Origin of the sequence: Lentibacillus daqui (assembly GCF_027186265.1) — a bacterium.
Classification (GTDB): Bacteria; Bacillota; Bacilli; order Bacillales; family Amphibacillaceae; genus Lentibacillus_C; species Lentibacillus_C daqui.
In genome coordinates this window covers 2,287,394-2,304,283 of sequence record NZ_CP114176.1, presented here as the reverse complement: position 1 = coordinate 2,304,283, position 16,890 = coordinate 2,287,394, and the positions used below count along the sequence as shown (strand labels likewise).

General features: G+C 41.7%; 17 protein-coding genes. 10 read left to right on the top strand and 7 right to left on the bottom strand.

All coding sequences use genetic code 11. The features are described from left to right. Positions 1 to 3: 3 nt before the first annotated feature. On the top strand, positions 4 to 1,614 hold the full coding sequence (locus tag O2S85_RS11635) for an ABC transporter permease (protein ID WP_269409504.1): 1,611 nt from the start codon (positions 4 to 6) through the stop codon (positions 1,612 to 1,614). Positions 1,615 to 2,022: 408 nt separating this feature from the next. On the opposite strand, the gene O2S85_RS11630 is transcribed toward O2S85_RS11635, so the two are convergent. Beyond that, complete coding sequence (locus O2S85_RS11630) at positions 2,023 to 2,640, bottom strand: hypothetical protein (RefSeq protein WP_269409503.1); 618 nt, start codon at positions 2,638 to 2,640, stop codon at positions 2,023 to 2,025. Between the two features lie 139 nt (positions 2,641 to 2,779). Here O2S85_RS11630 and O2S85_RS11625 point away from each other — a divergent pair, with 139 nt between their 5' ends. After that, positions 2,780 to 3,697, top strand: coding sequence for an aldo/keto reductase (locus tag O2S85_RS11625; protein WP_269409502.1), 918 nt, complete (start codon positions 2,780 to 2,782; stop codon positions 3,695 to 3,697). A gap of 608 nt (positions 3,698 to 4,305) precedes the next feature. Beyond that, a complete protein-coding gene (locus O2S85_RS11620; protein ID WP_269409501.1) occupies positions 4,306 to 4,863 on the top strand; it encodes a cysteine hydrolase family protein in 558 nt (185 codons plus the stop codon). A gap of 241 nt (positions 4,864 to 5,104) precedes the next feature. Here the strand turns inward: O2S85_RS11620 and uraA are convergent, their stop codons facing one another. Both uraA and O2S85_RS11610 read right to left on the bottom strand, forming a co-directional pair. Then, on the bottom strand, positions 5,105 to 6,385 hold the full coding sequence (uraA, locus tag O2S85_RS11615) for a uracil permease (RefSeq protein WP_269409500.1): 1,281 nt from the start codon (positions 6,383 to 6,385) through the stop codon (positions 5,105 to 5,107). 290 nt (positions 6,386 to 6,675) lie between these two features. Continuing rightward, a complete protein-coding gene (locus O2S85_RS11610) occupies positions 6,676 to 7,065 on the bottom strand; it encodes a hypothetical protein (protein WP_269409499.1) in 390 nt (129 codons plus the stop codon). Between the two features lie 265 nt (positions 7,066 to 7,330). On the opposite strand from O2S85_RS11610, the gene O2S85_RS11605 reads away from it, so the two are divergent. The 3 genes from O2S85_RS11605 (at position 7,331) to O2S85_RS11595 (ending at position 10,216) form a co-directional block, all read left to right on the top strand. Beyond that, positions 7,331 to 7,726, top strand: a complete 396-nt coding sequence (locus O2S85_RS11605) for a FixH family protein (protein WP_269409498.1) — start codon at positions 7,331 to 7,333, stop codon at positions 7,724 to 7,726. A 211-nt stretch (positions 7,727 to 7,937) separates the two neighbouring features. Further along, the gene (locus O2S85_RS11600; protein ID WP_269409497.1) at positions 7,938 to 9,560 is read left to right on the top strand and encodes a copper resistance CopC/CopD family protein; all 1,623 of its coding nucleotides are present in this window, start codon (positions 7,938 to 7,940) and stop codon (positions 9,558 to 9,560) included. Between the two features lie 20 nt (positions 9,561 to 9,580). Then, entirely contained in the window at positions 9,581 to 10,216 is a 636-nt protein-coding gene (locus O2S85_RS11595; protein WP_269409496.1) for a YcnI family copper-binding membrane protein, read from the top strand. A gap of 241 nt (positions 10,217 to 10,457) precedes the next feature. Here O2S85_RS11595 and O2S85_RS11590 read toward each other — a convergent pair whose 3' ends face one another. Continuing rightward, positions 10,458 to 11,381: a cation diffusion facilitator family transporter gene (locus tag O2S85_RS11590; RefSeq protein ID WP_269409495.1), complete on the bottom strand. Its 924-nt coding sequence runs from the start codon at positions 11,379 to 11,381 to the stop codon at positions 10,458 to 10,460. Between the two features lie 20 nt (positions 11,382 to 11,401). Then, positions 11,402 to 11,716, bottom strand: a complete 315-nt coding sequence (locus O2S85_RS11585; protein ID WP_269409494.1) for an ArsR/SmtB family transcription factor — start codon at positions 11,714 to 11,716, stop codon at positions 11,402 to 11,404. Positions 11,717 to 11,889: 173 nt separating this feature from the next. Here O2S85_RS11585 and O2S85_RS11580 point away from each other — a divergent pair, with 173 nt between their 5' ends. Next, positions 11,890 to 12,591, top strand: a complete 702-nt coding sequence (locus O2S85_RS11580) for an SDR family oxidoreductase (protein WP_269409493.1) — start codon at positions 11,890 to 11,892, stop codon at positions 12,589 to 12,591. Positions 12,592 to 12,619: 28 nt separating this feature from the next. Here O2S85_RS11580 and O2S85_RS11575 read toward each other — a convergent pair whose 3' ends face one another. Beyond that, positions 12,620 to 13,294, bottom strand: coding sequence for a DNA-3-methyladenine glycosylase family protein (locus O2S85_RS11575; protein ID WP_269409492.1), 675 nt, complete (start codon positions 13,292 to 13,294; stop codon positions 12,620 to 12,622). Positions 13,295 to 13,690: 396 nt separating this feature from the next. Between O2S85_RS11575 and O2S85_RS11570 the strand changes: the two genes are divergently transcribed. Further along, positions 13,691 to 14,899: an NAD(P)/FAD-dependent oxidoreductase gene (locus tag O2S85_RS11570; RefSeq protein ID WP_269409491.1), complete on the top strand. Its 1,209-nt coding sequence runs from the start codon at positions 13,691 to 13,693 to the stop codon at positions 14,897 to 14,899. Positions 14,900 to 15,229: 330 nt separating this feature from the next. Continuing rightward, the gene (locus O2S85_RS11565) at positions 15,230 to 16,081 is read left to right on the top strand and encodes a VanW family protein (RefSeq protein WP_269409490.1); all 852 of its coding nucleotides are present in this window, start codon (positions 15,230 to 15,232) and stop codon (positions 16,079 to 16,081) included. A gap of 7 nt (positions 16,082 to 16,088) precedes the next feature. On the opposite strand, the gene O2S85_RS11560 is transcribed toward O2S85_RS11565, so the two are convergent. Further along, positions 16,089 to 16,445 (bottom strand): thiol-disulfide oxidoreductase DCC family protein, encoded by a 357-nt coding sequence (locus O2S85_RS11560; protein ID WP_269409489.1) that lies wholly within the window; start codon positions 16,443 to 16,445, stop codon positions 16,089 to 16,091. A 172-nt stretch (positions 16,446 to 16,617) separates the two neighbouring features. Between O2S85_RS11560 and O2S85_RS11555 the strand changes: the two genes are divergently transcribed. Then, entirely contained in the window at positions 16,618 to 16,884 is a 267-nt protein-coding gene (locus O2S85_RS11555) for a hypothetical protein (protein WP_269409488.1), read from the top strand. Positions 16,885 to 16,890 lie beyond the last annotated feature (6 nt).

Sequence of the window (16,890 nt, the reverse complement as noted above, 5' to 3'; positions counted from 1 at the left end):
ATTATGAACAAGTGTTATTTTAACGGAACACAGCAATTAACCGTATTCATTTTTAAACAACTACGGGTTAAAATTCTTATTTGGCTCATTAGCCTGATAGGAATTACCTTGTCGGTTGCCGCTGCTTATCAAAGCATTTACAAGGATGAGCAATCAAGGCAAGCTATTTTTCTAACAATGGATAATCCAGCAATGGTGTCGATGCTCGGACCGGGTTATGACATGGAGGATTATTTACATTCAATCGGTGCGATGTTTGCCAATGAAATGTTACTTTTTACAGCAATTGCAGTTGCTATCATGAATATTTTAATTGTAACACGTGCTACCCGTGGCGATGAAGAGGATGGTCGTTTGGAAATGATTCGGGCTCTACCAGTTGGCCGCCTATCCAGTTTAAGCGCAGTAATGATTGGCGTCGTAGCAACCAATGTTTTACTGGCGATTTTGACAGGGATTGGTTTAGCATCGCTAGGGATAGAGGGTATGAATATTGAAGGTTGTTTCTTGTATGGTTTCATTTTGGGTGCAACAGGACTTCTGTTTGCTGCCTTTACTGCAGTGTTTGCCCAAACCTCAGAAACTTCAAGAGGAACCACGATGTGTGCTTTCATGGTTTTAATAATAGCTTACCTTGTTCGCGCAATAGGAGATGTAAGCAGTGATACACTGTCATGGATATCACCACTTGGCTGGACTGTCAGGTCTGACGTTTTCAGCGATAATGATTGGTTACCGGTTATATTGTTATTCATATTTGCCATCGTGTTTGGAGTGGTTGCCTTCTGCTTACATGCCATTCGTGATTTAGGGTCGGGATTTATATCGGCACGAAAAGGTAAAACGCATGCCTCAGCTTTTTTACAAACACCAATCGGCCTTACGCTAAGGTTACAGCGTACAAATATCATCGCTTGGTCAATTGGGCTGTTGGCGCTCAGTGCATCTTTTGGAGCGATATTGGGTGATTTGGAGACATATTTTTCCGATATCGAACTGGTGCAGGCATTTGTAGACATGAAGTCAGATGCTACGATGACTGAACAGTTTATCACATTATTAATGGCAATTATGTCATTGATAAGCCTCATTCCCGTCATAATGGTAGGATTAAGATTAAAAGGAGAGGAAACCAGGAATCTCACAGAAAATATATATAGTCGTGCGGTATCTCGAACGCGTGTGTTGGGAACGTATTGTTTGCTGGCGGTTGCAGTTAGTTTTACCATGCAATCACTTGTTGCATTAGGATTATGGTCGGCTGGCGTAGTGGTGATGGATGAAGGTTTATCTTTTGGTACAACTTTTGCATCCGCCTATGTTTATTTACCGGCGATATGGACTGTGGTTGGCCTTGTTATTGTTTTAATCGGGATCATCCCGAAATATGCTGAATTGATTTGGCTTTATGTAGTCTATTGTTTCATTGTCATCTATCTTGGTGAATTGCTTGATTTTCCGGAGTGGATGAATCATATTTCCGTTTTTGCATATATCCCGCAAATTCCCGTCGATGATATGAATTTTCTGGCGTTGATGGGTTTAACGTTGAGTTCTATTGTATTAACTATCATTGGATCGATGGGTTATAATAAGCGTGATATTGTTGGATAGTTTTTGGATGTTTGGAAAAAGCTGATCGCTCATTAACGGATTGATAGATATTATTTGATTAATGGAGACCTTGTAAAAAAGAACAAAGGCGTAAGCGCCCGGTTAGCAGCGTATGTGCTGGACTGAACCGTAGGAGATAAAGGAAACATGCTCCTGCAAAAGGGGTATGCCGACGTTGGCCGCAAAGGCCGTTTTTAGTCGGCCTTCCTTTACCCCGAGTCGATGTTGACTTATCGTACGAAGGTGAAGGAAGCACACTAGCTGCTGGGCGCTGGAGCCGGACGGGGCTCATCCTGATTACAAAGTTATCCACAAGCATTTAATTTTTAAATTTCCTGGTAAGCAGTAAGAAAGCCGGGTCATCACCGATCCGGCTGCTTTTACAGTATTTTCAATTTGGGCAATGCATTACCAGTAATATCCATATCTAACCGGGGTCCACATATAATAGGGAATAGTTGCTTGGGGATAGCCAAACATGTACGGTGGGATAGGTGTGCCGCCCTGTTCTCGGCCGCCGCCACCTTGTTGTCCTTGCCCTCCCCCGGGTCCGAATATGCCTGGAAACATAGGTGTACCGCCTTGTTCCTGACCGCCACCTTGTTGCCCCTGAGATCCACCTGGTCCAAACGGTATCGGCATGCCGCCTTGCCCCTGGCCGCCTTCTTGTTGTTCCTGACCTCCCCCTGGTCCAAATATACCTGGAAGTGTTGGCATACCACCTTGGTTTTGACCGCCACCTTGCTGCCCTTGAGATCCGCCTGGACCAAACGGTATTGGGATGCCGCCTTGCCCCTGGTTACCTTCTTGTTGTCCTTGGCTGCCACCGCCTTGTCCTTGATCACCAGCTTGTGGTTGTGAAGGAAAGCAAACAACTGATTGTTGAGAACCATCCGACATATTAATTGTACCTTCCAACCCTCCACCGTTTTGTTGCGTACCTTCTTGACCCTGTACAGGGAAACACACCCAAGGACCATTCTGACGGTTCTCCATAAACGATTGTTCATTATTGTAATAAGTCATGCCCATCCTCCTTTCTCAGATACTGCCCATTTTATTCACCTAGTGCTTGTTTTTGTTACAAATTTCGTGAGTTGAGGCATTCGTCCATATAAAGAAAACATGTTACTATATAATTATTCAGACGAAAAGAGGTGCTTTTTTGAAAAAGATCAAATTAGGTAACAGTGCCTTAGAGGTTGGCGAAATTTCCTTAGGTTGTATGCGTATGCATGAACTCAGTAAAAAAGAGGCATCCTATGTGATTGAAAATGCCATGGATGTAGGGATCGATTTATTTGACCATGCTGATATTTATGGCGGAGGAGAGTCAGAAGAAGTATTTTCGGAAGCGATTGATATGAATGACGATGTTCGGGAAAAAATGAAGCTACAGACGAAATGTGGGATTCGCGACGGCTTTTTTGATTTTTCCAAAAAACATATTCTCGAATCTGTTGAAGGTAGTCTCCGGCGCTTAAAAACCGATTATATCGACAGTCTGCTGCTTCATCGCCCGGATGCTCTTGTTGAACCGGAAGAGTTGGCTGAGGCTTTTTCTGCGTTAAAGGAAAGCGGGAAGGTTCGCTATTTCGGAGTCAGCAACCAGAACCCGATGCAAATGGAACTATTGAGAAAAGAGCTGAAGGAAGATATTATCGTAAACCAGTTGCAATTAAGTATTGTACATACGCCGATGATAGATGCGGGACTTCATGTGAACATGCAGCACGATCCGGCGATTGTCAGGGAAGGCAGTGTTCTCGATTATTGTCGCCTACATGATATCACGATCCAGGCATGGTCCCCGTTTCAGCACGGAATGATCGAAGGAACCTTTGTTGGCAATGAGGCGTTTCCGAAAGTCAATGCGAAACTGCAAGAACTCGCTGAGAAAAAGGGGGTAACGGATTCCGCGATTGCGATTGCATGGATCTTGCGGCATCCAGCCAGCATCCAACCGGTTGTCGGGACAATGAATCCGAAACGTTTACAAGACATCGCAAAAGCTTCTGATGTTAACCTGACAAGGGAAGAATGGTATGAACTGTATCGTGCAGCAGGAAATGTTTTGCCTTAGGGTTTATGAAAAAAGCCCGTTTTTGATTAAACTCTATCAAAAATGGGCTTCTTATTGTGCGTAACGGTCTGTAATAATATTCTTATCTCCGAGCCTGAGTCATTTAGGAAATACTGTTGGGAATCGACCGAGAGAAGAGCTGTCACGGTAGATTTGAAAGGAAAACAGCGAGTAATCGGCCGAGAGAAGGGTTATAACGCCCGATTGAAAGGAAAAATACGGGATAAGTCAAAAAATACTGTCCGGGTTGAATAGATTACTAGCTGAAATTAAAAAATGCTGTCCAAGTTGAACAGAATACTATCCGAAACCTAATAAAAGGTAGCGCAGGGCATCCAAAACATGTAAATACTCAAAGATTTTAACAGCTTGGAGGTAATGGATGAAGATCCCCAATTAATAATGGGATAGTTGTTTTCCACTGCATCGGATTTTCCTGTTTCTTCCCTGACTAATTGATAATTGCCGTGCCAACCAGATAACAGGAAATTTATAGAGATACCGGGGGAAGGTCTGATAACGAATAAGTTATTAAAGTAACATCATGCATCTGGAATCGGGGGAGAAAATTGAGTGCGTAATAAATATGATGAAAAAGGGGTTTTCAAATGAATCAAGCATTGTTGGTCATCGATGCACAGCAGGAATTAATTAATGGTAATGTTAACGAGAAGGGCGTTTTCAATAAGGCAATGCTGTTGGAGAACATTAATAGAGTGATAAAAAAGGCTCTGGCATCAGATTGTTTAGTTGTTTTCGTTAGAGATAAGGATGTTGCTGAAGGCAAAGGTAAAGGATTCGAAATCCATCAAGATATCGATACTCCCCGGACGTCAATCGTGTTTGATAAAGAGGCGACGAATTCGTTTCATGGCACTTCATTACTGGATTATTTAAAAGATAATAGTGCCGAACATCTCGTAGTTATGGGCTGTAAAACTGAGCACTGTATTGATACGGCAGTCAGAACAGCAACCGTGAATGGTTTTGATGTGACCCTGGTAGGTGATGGGCATTCAACGACAGATTCCCAAAGTTTGACTGCCGAACAGATCATCAGCCATCATAATGAAATTCTTCACGGGCACTACAACGTGGAGCATTTTTCAGTGGTCAGGGATGCTAGTGATGATTTGTTTCAACCCAACCATAACGATTATCGATAAATGTTAATCAGCCCGTGAATTCCCAATCAAACGTGAATCATGAAAATTTAAAAGAGGCAAAGTTAAAAAATCACCGATACATTTACAGTCAGCTTTGTAATTATAAAAAGACAAAACTATTTTTAAAAACAGCCGCATTTTTTTCAAAGAGAAAATGCGGCTAGATGTTAATCTTAAACATTGATACAACTTTTCAAATCTTTCCTTGGTGAACTGTAAACCATGTACAATTCTTTCTGTATCATTCATTCGATAGTTTCAACACGTCCAGCAATTTAAAGAACAAACCAAGAATAATTGCTACGATCGTTGCCAGCCCCATACCCGTTAATTCGACAGAGCCAAGCTTTACGGTAGCACCACTAATGCCGATGACAAGAACCACACAGGTAAGGATTAAATTTTGTGAGCGGCTATAATCCACTTTTGCCTCTACCAGCATGCGAATCCCACTCGCGGCAATGATTCCAAATAATAGTAGCGAAATCCCACCCATTACTGGTGACGGAATCGATGAGATAAGGGCGGCCAATTTACCACAAAACGATAGAATAATAGAAAATATCGCAGCCAGCCCAATAATCCAGGTCGAGTATACTCTGGTAATCGCGAGTACACCGATATTTTCTCCATAAGTTGTGTTTGGTGTAGAACCGATAAAACTGGAAACAATTGTTGAAATCCCGTTTCCGAATAATGACCGATCGAGCCCGGGATCTTTCGTTAGATCACTTTTAACAATATTACCTGTTACAAACAAATGGCCGATATGCTCTGGGATGATAACCAGAGCGGCAGGTAAAATAACAAGAATTGCCGACCAGTCGATTTTCATTTGATAAAATGTTGGCATCGTGATCCAGGCAGCTTCCTGCACTTTTGTAAAATCGACCAATCCAAAAGCATAGGCAATCATGTAGCCGATGATAATACCAATCAGAATCGGAATAATCTTTAAGAAGCCTCGCAATGTAACCCAACAGATAATGGTGATTAACAGGGTTAACAATGCAACAAGGGCAACTTTCGGATCCATCGCCCAGTCAGCATCAGCGTCCGCCGGGGCAATCCAGCCAGCCATTTCCGTTGCAGTCGGGACCAATTCCAGCCCAATCACCGCAACAATCGCACCCATTGCGGCTGGTGGAAAAATAATATCAATCCATGCTGTGCCTATGAGTTTGACGATCCCGCCGACCACACAGAGGATGATACCAACTACGAGGAAACCGCCAAGCACATAACCATATCCGGATATACCTGCATACTGGTTTAAAATAACGAAGGCAGGGGATATAAATGCAAAACTGGATCCAAGGTAAGCAGGGATCTTTCCTTTGGTAATCAATAGATAGATAATCGTGCCAACGCCATTCATTAATAGAATGGTTGCCGGGTCAATGCCGAATAGTACCGGTACCAAGACATTGGAGCCAAACATAGCGAATAAATGCTGAATTCCTAATGGTAAGCTTTGCAAGATAGGTAAACGTTCATGAACCTGGATTTCTTTATGTGCCATTTCTTATTCTCCCTTTTAATTTGAACTACGGTTGCTTTGATTGTGTGATGACGAAAAAACACCCTGCCTATGTATGGCAAGGTGTTTTTAGGAAGATGAAATAAAGAGATGGCTCTCATATTTTATCACAATAACAGACTTGTATCTGTTCACCTTGCCAGCCTCACAGGACTGAATTAAAGGTAACCGTGTAAACTTGTTGCATTTATTATTGCAGGATATTGGTGATGTGTCAATTGTTTTTCCGGACAATTGTGGTTGGAAGATTTACATTTTTCTATTCGCTTCTCTTACACTTCCCTAACCGTAATCGCCGCTGTATAGGTCGTATCTCTACAGTCGTCCAGATCCTTTTCGTCCAATAATCCCAAACTAATCGCCGAATTTATTTTTTCCTTGTCCGGTTTTTTCACGACTTTAATCAAATCATTCAGCTTTAAATCCTCCAGCCGGTCAACGGTCATTTGCTCATTGAATTTTTCAGTTGTCCGAATTTGTCGTTGCAGTTTGTAACCGCCATCGGTAATTTCCCCCTTTGTATTGGCGCCTACCTGTTGATCAAAGTACGTGTTAAATAAGTTTTTCAGCTGATTCATTTCTTTTTCAATTTCCTTCTTCTTTCTATTAAGTTTATAGTATTTGGCCAAAGTTTCCTGGGTTATTAATGATTGATCAGTCATACTATCACTCCCTACAAAAACAGTTGATAGTGAATCATATTGCAAAAAGGCGAGGAATATGACTTGAAATTAGTTGTTAATAGATTTAAAGATAAATTTGATCAAAACTTTATTTCAAAGCTAGCTAATCTGTACATACCCTGTAATTCCTTTGAATAGCCCCGTGTTCACACAATCTCCATTGCTTAAACGATACGTTATTGGTACATTTATGTTAACGTTTGTTTGGCTTTATGAAAGAATTGGCTTCATGGGGGGAATTAAAATGAAAAAGTATGTTTTAGCGATCGTACTGTTGACCATGGCTGTACTGACAGCGTGTGGCAATGATGATAATAACAGTGATTCGGACGAGGTAAAAATGCTTGATGTTGATTTCGCGGTTCCGGAAACGGCAAAAGTGGGAGAACCAGTAAAATTGCAAGCAACAGTAACCTATGGTGGGGACGAGGTTGAAAATGCAGATGATGTTGTTTTTGAATATTGGGAAAAAGGCGATGAAGATAATAGCACCAAAGTGGACGCAGACAATAATAACGATGGAACATATTCCAAAAAGGTAACGTTTGATCATGAAGGTGTTTTTGAAATGTATTCCCATGTCGACGCGGAAGGTTTGCATACGATGCCGAAAAAATCAATCACGATTGAAAAGAAATAGAGCTCAATTGATGAAATTTATCTGGTGAAGGACAGGTTATGTGGCGAGAAAGTTGATCGAGAGTGCGGGAAAGTTGATCGAGAGTGCGAGAAAGTTGATCGAGAGTATGCGGAAGTTGATCAAGATTGCGAGAAAGTTGATCGAGACTGCGAGAAAGTCGATCGAGACAGCGCGAAAGTTGATCGAGAATAGGGAAGGAAGGTGAGTCTGATTGAATCATACAGGAACTTATTTGTTTCATAAGAAGGTGATGAACCGTTGTGCCATGCTTATCGTACTTTTATTTGCCTTTGGACTTGCCTTTCTTTACACCCCCGCCGCAGAGGCACATTCTACTTTACTGGAAACAACGCCAGCGGAGAAGGTAGTTACTGAGGATTCCCCACCGACCTTGAAATTGCGTTTTAATGAGCCAGTTGAACAGGATTTAGCAACAGTTACCATCTATGATTGGAATGCAAAACCGGTGTTTAACGGAAATCCGGATGGGGGTGGATCAGTGAGAGCTCCACTTCTGGAATTTTCCCTGCCAAAATTAAAAGAAGGTACATATACAGTAAAATGGAGCGTCGTATCACTGGACGGCCATCCGGTTAGTGGTTCCTACGTTTTTGCGGTTGGGAAGGCGACAGAAGGCGGTGTTAAATCTGTTGCAGGTAATGGGGGACAGGCATCACTGATTGTTTCCCGGACGATCGCACAGGGTTTGCTGTTACTTGGAGCTGGCCTATTCTGGTTTGGCTGGCTGGCAGAAAGGCAAGGTTTTCCTGGTCTTACCAGTTTATTTGGACGGGGCAGAACTATCGCAATGATTTTGCTTGTTCTGGCAACAATTGGAGAACTCATTACTTATGCACTGGAGCTTCCGCCGGGTTTGGTGCAAATGGTATTTAACGGAAGATGGGATATATTAACGGAATTTCCTTTTGTACTTATGCTATTTACCCAACTATTTTTCCTTGTTTTGTTATGTATTCCGGGAATGGTTAATGGCTGGTATTTATTTATGTGGTTCGCGTTAGCTGTTATTCCAGCCTTTGGAGGGCATGTATGGGGAATCGAAAACCCCTATCTTGCCGTCATACCCCGGATCATTCACCAGTTATCCATTGCTTTATGGCTTGGTGCACTCGGTTATGTGATTCTACTTATCCATTGGCATCGAAAACAGGCTACAGATGTTTCATGGAAGGAATTCAGACCTTTTTTTGTATATAAGATGATGGTTGCATCCGGGTTGGTCGTTTTATCCGGGATCATCATGGTCTTTCTTCAAACAGGCTGGACGGCGGTGATTACTGATTGGATGGGCTGGAGTACGTTGTTGCTCCTAAAAGTTATTTTCACTATTGTTATGCTGGGTTTGGCATTATTCCAAACGTTAACATGGAAAAAGCGGGGGAGCTTTACGACAAAAAAGGTCGTTCGTGTGGAATGGATAATTGGTTTGGCTGTCATCTTATTGGGTGTGTGGATGAGTCAAACCGCCTATCCGGTCGCGGTCAAATCATATGATAGCACGTTAACTGCAGATCAAGTAGAGGCACAAATCCACATTGATAAGCTCCAGCGTGGCGAACAAATCTTGACAGCCAGCATTGGCAATGTAGACGGAAAGAAGCCTGAAAAAATAAATATTGCAATTTCGATGCCGGATCATGGGATGAAAGCTGGTCCGTTCCCGGCGAAAAAAGGAAAGTCCGGTGATTACTTTGTGACATTACCGTTCTCCATGTCAGGAACCTGGCGCCTTAATATCGTTGCTTCATATCCCGATGGAGAGGAAAAAGAATGGACGGATGATATTTTTATTGCGGGAAATGGCAATAGTTGAAAAGAAGGGAGATTTTTTACATGAAAAACAAGACGATATGGACTATTCCTGTTATGGCGGTAATTTTCCTGTTGGCTATAGCACCAATCGCTGAAGCCCATGTCACGGTGCACCCAAGCGAAAGTTCTACAAATGCATACGAAAAATATACAGTACGGATTCCGGTAGAAAAGGATGCTCATACAACAAAAGTAGAGCTGGAGGTCCCGGATGGAATCAATCTTATTTCTGTTCAGCCGATGGAAGATTGGGACTACCAATTAAAAAAAGATGATAATGATATGATTACATCGGTGACCTGGACAGCAGCGGATAAAGGAATCGGACCAAATGAATTCATCGAGTTTCCATTTATTGCGGCCAACCCGAGTGAACCCGGAGAATTCAGCTGGAAAGCGTATCAGACATATGATGATGGATCGGTTGTGGAATGGAATGGCGCACCTGATGCAGATGAACCGGCTTCTGTAACCAAGGTAGTCAAAGGAGATGCAGTTTCACCACATGGGAACAATACAGCCGGGACCGATACGGCTCATGAAACAGCTGACGACCAGCAAACATCCGGATCCGGTACGAGCAGCTGGTTACCTGTGATTTTATCAGTAGTAGCGATTTTGTTAGCACTGATAAGCTTATTTCGGAAACGGGCATAAAGTAGTTCTATCGGGTATGATGCAAGTTGATCGAGCCGGACGCGAAAGTTGATCGAGACCGAGGAAAAGTCAAACGAGCGGGACGAAAATCATCACTAGAATATAGTAAATGTTCCGGGTGGCGCTAATCAAAATAGGGAATCATACTGACGCAAGAGAAATTTCCGAAAGTCCAAGAAAGTCACGCCCAAACGATAGAATCGAAAAAGGAGCATCCCTTCAGTAATGGGGATGCTCCTTTTTAATGCTCATCCTGTTGCTGGCACATTAACGTGTTGTTATGTGGGTGACTGATATTTTCCATTTGAATGGTAACATGACCAATCCCTTTGTGTGCCAGCTTATGTTCAATGGTTCGTAATAAAGCTTGACTGTCATGAATCGTTAACTTATCATCAACGACAGCGTGACAGGATAAAGCGTTTTGTCCACTGGTAATGCTCCATACGTGCAAATCATGAATGCTTTCGATGCCGGAAACACTCTCAATGGTTGCAATGATATCATCAAGTACAATACTTTTTGGAGTACCTTCCATCAGCACATGAATGGCATCTTTGGCAACACGAAAACCGCTGATCAGAATAAGTACTGCTACAATCATACTAGCAAGCGGATCGGCCCACTCCCATTGAAAGAGCATGATCAAAAGTGCTGCGAGGATTGCACCGATTGATCCTAACATATCGCCAAGAACATGCAGAAATGCTGCGCGTAAGTTTAAATTTTCTTCCGTGTCCCCACGCATTAATATCCAGGCAACTGTAACATTGACAAGCAACCCGATGGTAGCAATGATTAACATCCCCGTTGAGGCAACCGTTGCAGGTGAAGTAAACCGCTGAATACCCTCGTAAAGCACATAACCGGCGATGATAACCAATGTAATTCCATTAAATAGGGCAGCCAGGATTTCAAATCGTTTATAGCCATACGTTTTACTGTGATTGGCCATTTTTTCACCCATAATGAAAGCAAGTACACCAACACCTAATGAGATTGAATCGCTCAGCATATGTCCGGCGTCTGATAATAAAGCGAGACTATTGGTGAAAAATCCGCCGATCGCTTCGATAATCATATAGGTCGTTGTGATGATGAAACTAATTGTTAAAGCCTTTTTATTAGCGCCATGTGTATGATCATGACCGTGATCGTGTCCCATCTAAAAGCCTCCCATCCAAACTAGCTATGACAAGCATGTTCAATGGTTTGTTTCAGCATATCCATTACATGTTCATCATCAGGCGAATAATACAATGTCGTTCCTTCCCGTCGGTATGTCACAAGCCGTAAATTTTTCAAAAAACGTAATTGATGGGATACGGTTGATTGCCTCAGATGCAGGTTCTTGGCAATTTCGTTAACTGAACACGCTTTATGAAACAGCAAATGCAGAATTCGAATTCTCGTTGGATCTCCTAAAGCCTTAAAAGTTTGTGAGACGACGAAAAGTGTTTCTTCATCAAGATCCGTGTACGCTTTTTCCTGTTTTTCCATCCTGATACCCCATTTCGATTGATAATCAATACATGTATATATTTTCATATACTAATATTGTATGCAAGTTACTTCCCTTTGTCAAAAGAAAATAACATAATTGGGATCAGATCTTTACTTCTCTAATACATGGGGGAGGTGGGGACTGATCCTAAAAAAGGAGGTTTTCATAAATGGAAAATATTACAGGGAAAACGGCAATTGTAACAGGTGCAAGTAGTGGGATTGGGGCAATGACCGCGCAGTATTTGGCCGGAGAAGGGGTAAATGTTGTGCTAGCTGCCAGACGAAAAGATAGGTTGGATCATATCGCCAAATTAATCAACGATAAGGGCGATGGACAAGCCATTTCAGTAGTGACGGATGTATCCAAACAAAGTGATGTCGATGCTTTGGTTCAAGCGGCAGTTGAAAAATTTGGACAAGTTGATATTTACGTTAATAATGCTGGAGCGGTTCTTTCCTCAAGCATACGTTCAGGTGATGTCAAAGCTTGGGAAACGATGATCGATGTAAATATTAAGGGGGTACTTTACGGCGTTCATGCAGCCTTACCAAGTATGTTGGAGCGTTCAGCCGGACATATTGTCAATATTTGCTCCGTTTCCGGTCATGAAATCGCCAAAACGAGTGCGGTATATAGTGCCACCAAGTATGCTGTGCGGGCATTGTCCATGAGTATGGAAAAGGAATTGGCTCGGACCGGTGTGCGCGTAACGAATATTTCTCCTGGAATGGTCGATACAGAAATTTCCTCTGATGCTCCATCTGATCGCAAGCCACTGAAGCCTGAGGATATTGCCCGGGCAATTGTGTATGCGGTGACACAGCCGGCATATGTTAATGTGAATGAAATAACCGTCCGCCCTGTTTAAAATGGAGATCACCGCTGCTTTAACCGCATTAAAGCGGCGGGTGACTATCTCCAATATCGTCAATTGATGAATAGAGCTTTTCAAAGTTTAGATGCACGACTTCCCACAAATAAAAAGAGGCAATCGAAAAGTGTGGATCCCACAAACTAGCCTTATCGATTAAAATTTGCCGGCGGTATGACTTATCTACCTGATACAGCCATTTAGCTCCACGCTGAATCCCGATGTCATCGAGTGATAGCACGTCCATTCGGCGGAGCGAAAAAATTAAAAACATTTCCGCTGTCCATTTGCCAATGCCTTTGATACTGGTAAGTTGCTTGATCACTTCATTATTATCCAGTCCATCCAGCACTTCGAGGTTTAGTACGTTACTGGACACTTTTTCAGCAAGATCACGCAAATACAGTACCTTACGTGCGGATAATCCAATCTCACTTAATGATTGATCATCTGCCAGCAATAATTTTTCAGCGGTAATGTCATGCTCCATGAGCGTATCAAGTCGGTTATAAATGGCACTTGCCGCCGCAACGGAGATTTGTTGGCCAATCATGGATCTGACTAACGAATGAAAATAGTTTGGACGTAATGCGATTTCCAAGTTGCCGATAATCGAAATTAATTTCCCCATGATAGGATCTTGTTGGCTTAATGGAACAACCGCTGGATCATCCGTTTTAATATATAATTTTTCCATCATCCACCTCGCGAAATTGGTATAAATTGAAACTATTGGTGTAATTAAAATAGCAAACTTTCCCTTATTCAAGGGTGCAAATGTATAAAATCTAGCCCCTATCCTGCTCATGCCAAGGCAGGCCTCGTCTGGCTACAGCGCCCAGCAACTAGCAAACTTCACACTTCTCCACTACGATAAGTCAACATCGGCTCGCTTTCAGCTCACCGTGTTTCCTTTATCTCATTGTGAAGTGCTCCAGTTTGTACGTTGCTAACCGGGCGCTTCCGCCTTTGTAGTTAGCATATAATTTCATTAGCCTAATTATAAAATTTTTGATATGATGGATGTATTGTTACATAAATAGATTGTAATTATATGTTCTATTGCAGCTACAAAAAATGAAAGGTGGACAAGTTTATGAACAAACCAAAAATTGTTGTTCTTGGTGCAGGCTATGCCGGCATGATGACAACAAAAAAATTAACACAAAAACTTGGGGCAGATGAGGCAGAGATTATCCTTGTCAATAAACACAATTATCATTATGAAACTACTTGGTTACATGAGGTAGCAGCGGGTACGATTAATCATAACCAGGCTCGTTTCATGATCAGCGATGTTATAAATCCAAATCGCGTTCGTTTGATTTATGATAACGTTGTTGAAGTGAAAAAAGACGATAATCTGGTTGTCCTGGAAAATAGTGAGATTTCCTATGATTACTTAGTCATTTCCCTTGGTTTCGTTACGAACACATTCGGAATTAAAGGTATGGAAAAAAATGCCTTCTTTATTCAGGACATTGACTCCTGTCAGTTAATCCGCGACCATATGGAATATCAGTTCGCGCAATATAAAAATAATGGAGAAAAAAACGACGACAGTTTAACCATTCTTGTCGGCGGTGGTGGATTCACCGGTATCGAATATGTTGGGGAATTGGCTGAGCGTGTTCCGCAACTATGCAAAAAATATGATATCGATCGTAGTAAAGTACGCATCATCAATGTAGAGGCGGCACCATCGATCCTGCCTGGTTTCGATAAAGACTTGGTTGCCTATGCGAAACAATCCTTGCAGGAACGCGGGGTAGAATTCCGGGAAGGTGCACCAATTAAAGAGTGTAAAAAGAATTGCTTTGTTGTTGGTGATGATAATGAGGAAATTAAAGCAGGTACCATCGTTTGGACTGGTGGTGTAACAGGTAACCCAGTTCTTAAAAAATCCGGTTTTGAATTAACGAAAGGAAAAGTTACGGTTAATGGTGATTTGCGTGCACCTGGTGAGGATAACATTTTCATTCTTGGTGACTGTGCATGGGTAATGAATGAAAAAGAAGGTCGTCCATTCCCGCCAACTGCCCAGGCAGCAATGCAGCATGCCACAACTTGTGCTGATAATATTGCAGCACTTCTGCATCATCAACCATTAACAAACTTTGTCTTTGATGATAAAGGTACGGTTGCATCACTTGGCGTAAAAGATGCGATGGGAACTGTCTTTTCTGGTACAAAATTATACGGCAAATCAGCAGCTACGATGAAAAAAGTAATCGATAACCGCTCTTTGTTCTTGCAAGGCGGTCCAAAATTGTTGCTTAAAAAAGGTAAAGTGCGTCCGTTTTAGTCGTAAAAAGCCAATAAGAATATAAAAGCCCAGTGGGGGAGAAAAGGAACCACCACTGAATGAAGTTTCACTTTATGAAGAAAATAGGAGGCTCATGAGCATGAAAAAAGGTACATTATATTTTCTTTTAGCGGCAATTGCTTCAATCATTGGATATGCATGTGCAAGCCGTTGCATGGAAGATTCACGTGATTTCCGTTAATAAAACATCAAAACATCATTTAAAAAAGCTCCTTGACTGAATGGTTGAGGGGCTTTTTTGCTTTTATATCCCAATATTCTCTCATGAAAACCCCGTTTTGCTCCATACTACGTACAGGAGGCTGAACGATGAAATCAATTATATTTTCCTTACTGTTCGTATTTACACCAATAACCGTTATGGCAAATGAATTAACGGTAACCGATCATGATAAAATTTCAACAACTATCTCACGGGATCACTATTCGTTTCCTTTTATGGACGGACCATTTATTGAACAGAAAAAGCTGGATCGATTATTTGATACGATTGCACAAAAGATTGATAAGGAACCCGTTGACGCAATGATTAATGATCGGGGCGAAATTATTCCGGAAAAGCCGGGGTATGTACTGGATCGAGAAAAATTTAATCGGCAATTTCGTGCGTTTTTTTATGAGGGAAAGCCAACCACATTGGAGATTCCCAAAAGGCTGGTATACCCAAAAGTGGATAGTGAATTGTTATCGACCATCCGGGAAAAGAAAGTTGGCAGTTATGTGACACGGTTTCAGGAAAGCAATAAAGAGCGTTCTCATAATATTGCGTTGGCTGCTGAAGCGATTAATAATTATGTTTTGCTTCCGGATGAGACTTTTTCGTTTAACAAAGTGGTTGGCAAGCGGACAAAAGAAAAAGGGTATATGCGTGCCCCAGTGATTGTAAAGGGTGAATTGGCTGAAGATATTGGTGGGGGTATTTGCCAAGTATCCTCGACATTATATAATGCGGTTGATATTAATGGTATTGAGATTGTAGAGCGCTATTCTCACAGTAGAAGTGTGCCATATGTTCCGCCTGGACGGGATGCGACAGTCAGTTGGTATGGACCTGATTTTGTGTTTGCCAATAAATCCCATCAACCAATTTTGATTAGAGCCAGGGCAATTGACGGGCAGATGGCGATTCAGGTTTATTCTGCGGATACGCCTAAACAATAAACATAAATTATTTTCTATCCGGAATTGGACATGATTCGTCACGGCATTGGTTGACAGGAATGAGCTTTCTGTTTTTAGCAATTTTTTGATAGAGAAAGTCCCCAAGCCCAATCCACTTCAATAAATACATGGCAGGAAGCATGATCCATAATAATGGCAGCTGTTTGACGATTTGAATAAGGGCGTTATATCCGGCAAACCATTTTCCATCATGCTTCACATGCAATTTTTCTTCCATTGCTTGCGGATAGTTTTCTAAATCACGAAATGAGAAAAAGGTTAGGCGATGATGCAGGTCTAATTTTTTCCAAAGAATGGAGCTGTTCGTACACATCGGACAAAAACTATCGTAATAAATGACCATGGTATATTCCTCCTATCTCTACTTCTATTTCATTATAACATGGATCTCCTGTTTGACGATGAAGTTAATTCTTGAGTATTTCATGACAATAATGGTGATAGGAGTAATAAGTCGACATTTTACGTTACAATAAAGATAGGAAACTTTTACGTAACGGATAGGAGATATCGCCATGGCAAATATGGATATTTTAAATTTGGAAGAACAGTTTGAGCAAGTAAAAAATGAAACCAATCAGGCCGATCTGCTGACACTTCTTAAGGAAATTAAACAAGACCATTTTCCCAACGTGTTGGCAAAATCAGCTGAGTACCGGGAAAAATATGGTGATGACCCGCAACTTGTCCAGTTGTTATTGTTGATAGAAGCGGTCAGTCATGCACAAATAGGGGTTCCAAAACAGTTTAATCTAAATTATTTAAAATTAATTACTTTTTAGCAGGAT

Excerpts from the sequence above, each read along its gene's own strand:
- O2S85_RS11585 (WP_269409494.1), bottom strand. The coding sequence starts at position 11,716 with ATGGAAAAACAGGAAAAAGCGTACACGGATCTTGATGAAGAAACACTT.
- O2S85_RS11635 (WP_269409504.1), top strand. The coding sequence starts at position 4 with ATGAACAAGTGTTATTTTAACGGAACACAGCAATTAACCGTATTCATT.
- O2S85_RS11570 (WP_269409491.1), top strand. The coding sequence starts at position 13,691 with ATGAACAAACCAAAAATTGTTGTTCTTGGTGCAGGCTATGCCGGCATG.
- O2S85_RS11565 (WP_269409490.1), top strand. The coding sequence starts at position 15,230 with ATGAAATCAATTATATTTTCCTTACTGTTCGTATTTACACCAATAACC.
- O2S85_RS11595 (WP_269409496.1), top strand. The coding sequence starts at position 9,581 with ATGAAAAACAAGACGATATGGACTATTCCTGTTATGGCGGTAATTTTC.
- uraA (WP_269409500.1), bottom strand. The coding sequence starts at position 6,385 with ATGGCACATAAAGAAATCCAGGTTCATGAACGTTTACCTATCTTGCAA.
- O2S85_RS11605 (WP_269409498.1), top strand. The coding sequence starts at position 7,331 with ATGAAAAAGTATGTTTTAGCGATCGTACTGTTGACCATGGCTGTACTG.
- O2S85_RS11555 (WP_269409488.1), top strand. The coding sequence starts at position 16,618 with ATGGCAAATATGGATATTTTAAATTTGGAAGAACAGTTTGAGCAAGTA.
- O2S85_RS11590 (WP_269409495.1), bottom strand. The coding sequence starts at position 11,381 with ATGGGACACGATCACGGTCATGATCATACACATGGCGCTAATAAAAAG.
- O2S85_RS11620 (WP_269409501.1), top strand. The coding sequence starts at position 4,306 with ATGAATCAAGCATTGTTGGTCATCGATGCACAGCAGGAATTAATTAAT.
- O2S85_RS11560 (WP_269409489.1), bottom strand. The coding sequence starts at position 16,445 with ATGGTCATTTATTACGATAGTTTTTGTCCGATGTGTACGAACAGCTCC.
- O2S85_RS11575 (WP_269409492.1), bottom strand. The coding sequence starts at position 13,294 with ATGATGGAAAAATTATATATTAAAACGGATGATCCAGCGGTTGTTCCA.
- O2S85_RS11610 (WP_269409499.1), bottom strand. The coding sequence starts at position 7,065 with ATGACTGATCAATCATTAATAACCCAGGAAACTTTGGCCAAATACTAT.
- O2S85_RS11630 (WP_269409503.1), bottom strand. The coding sequence starts at position 2,640 with ATGACTTATTACAATAATGAACAATCGTTTATGGAGAACCGTCAGAAT.
- O2S85_RS11580 (WP_269409493.1), top strand. The coding sequence starts at position 11,890 with ATGGAAAATATTACAGGGAAAACGGCAATTGTAACAGGTGCAAGTAGT.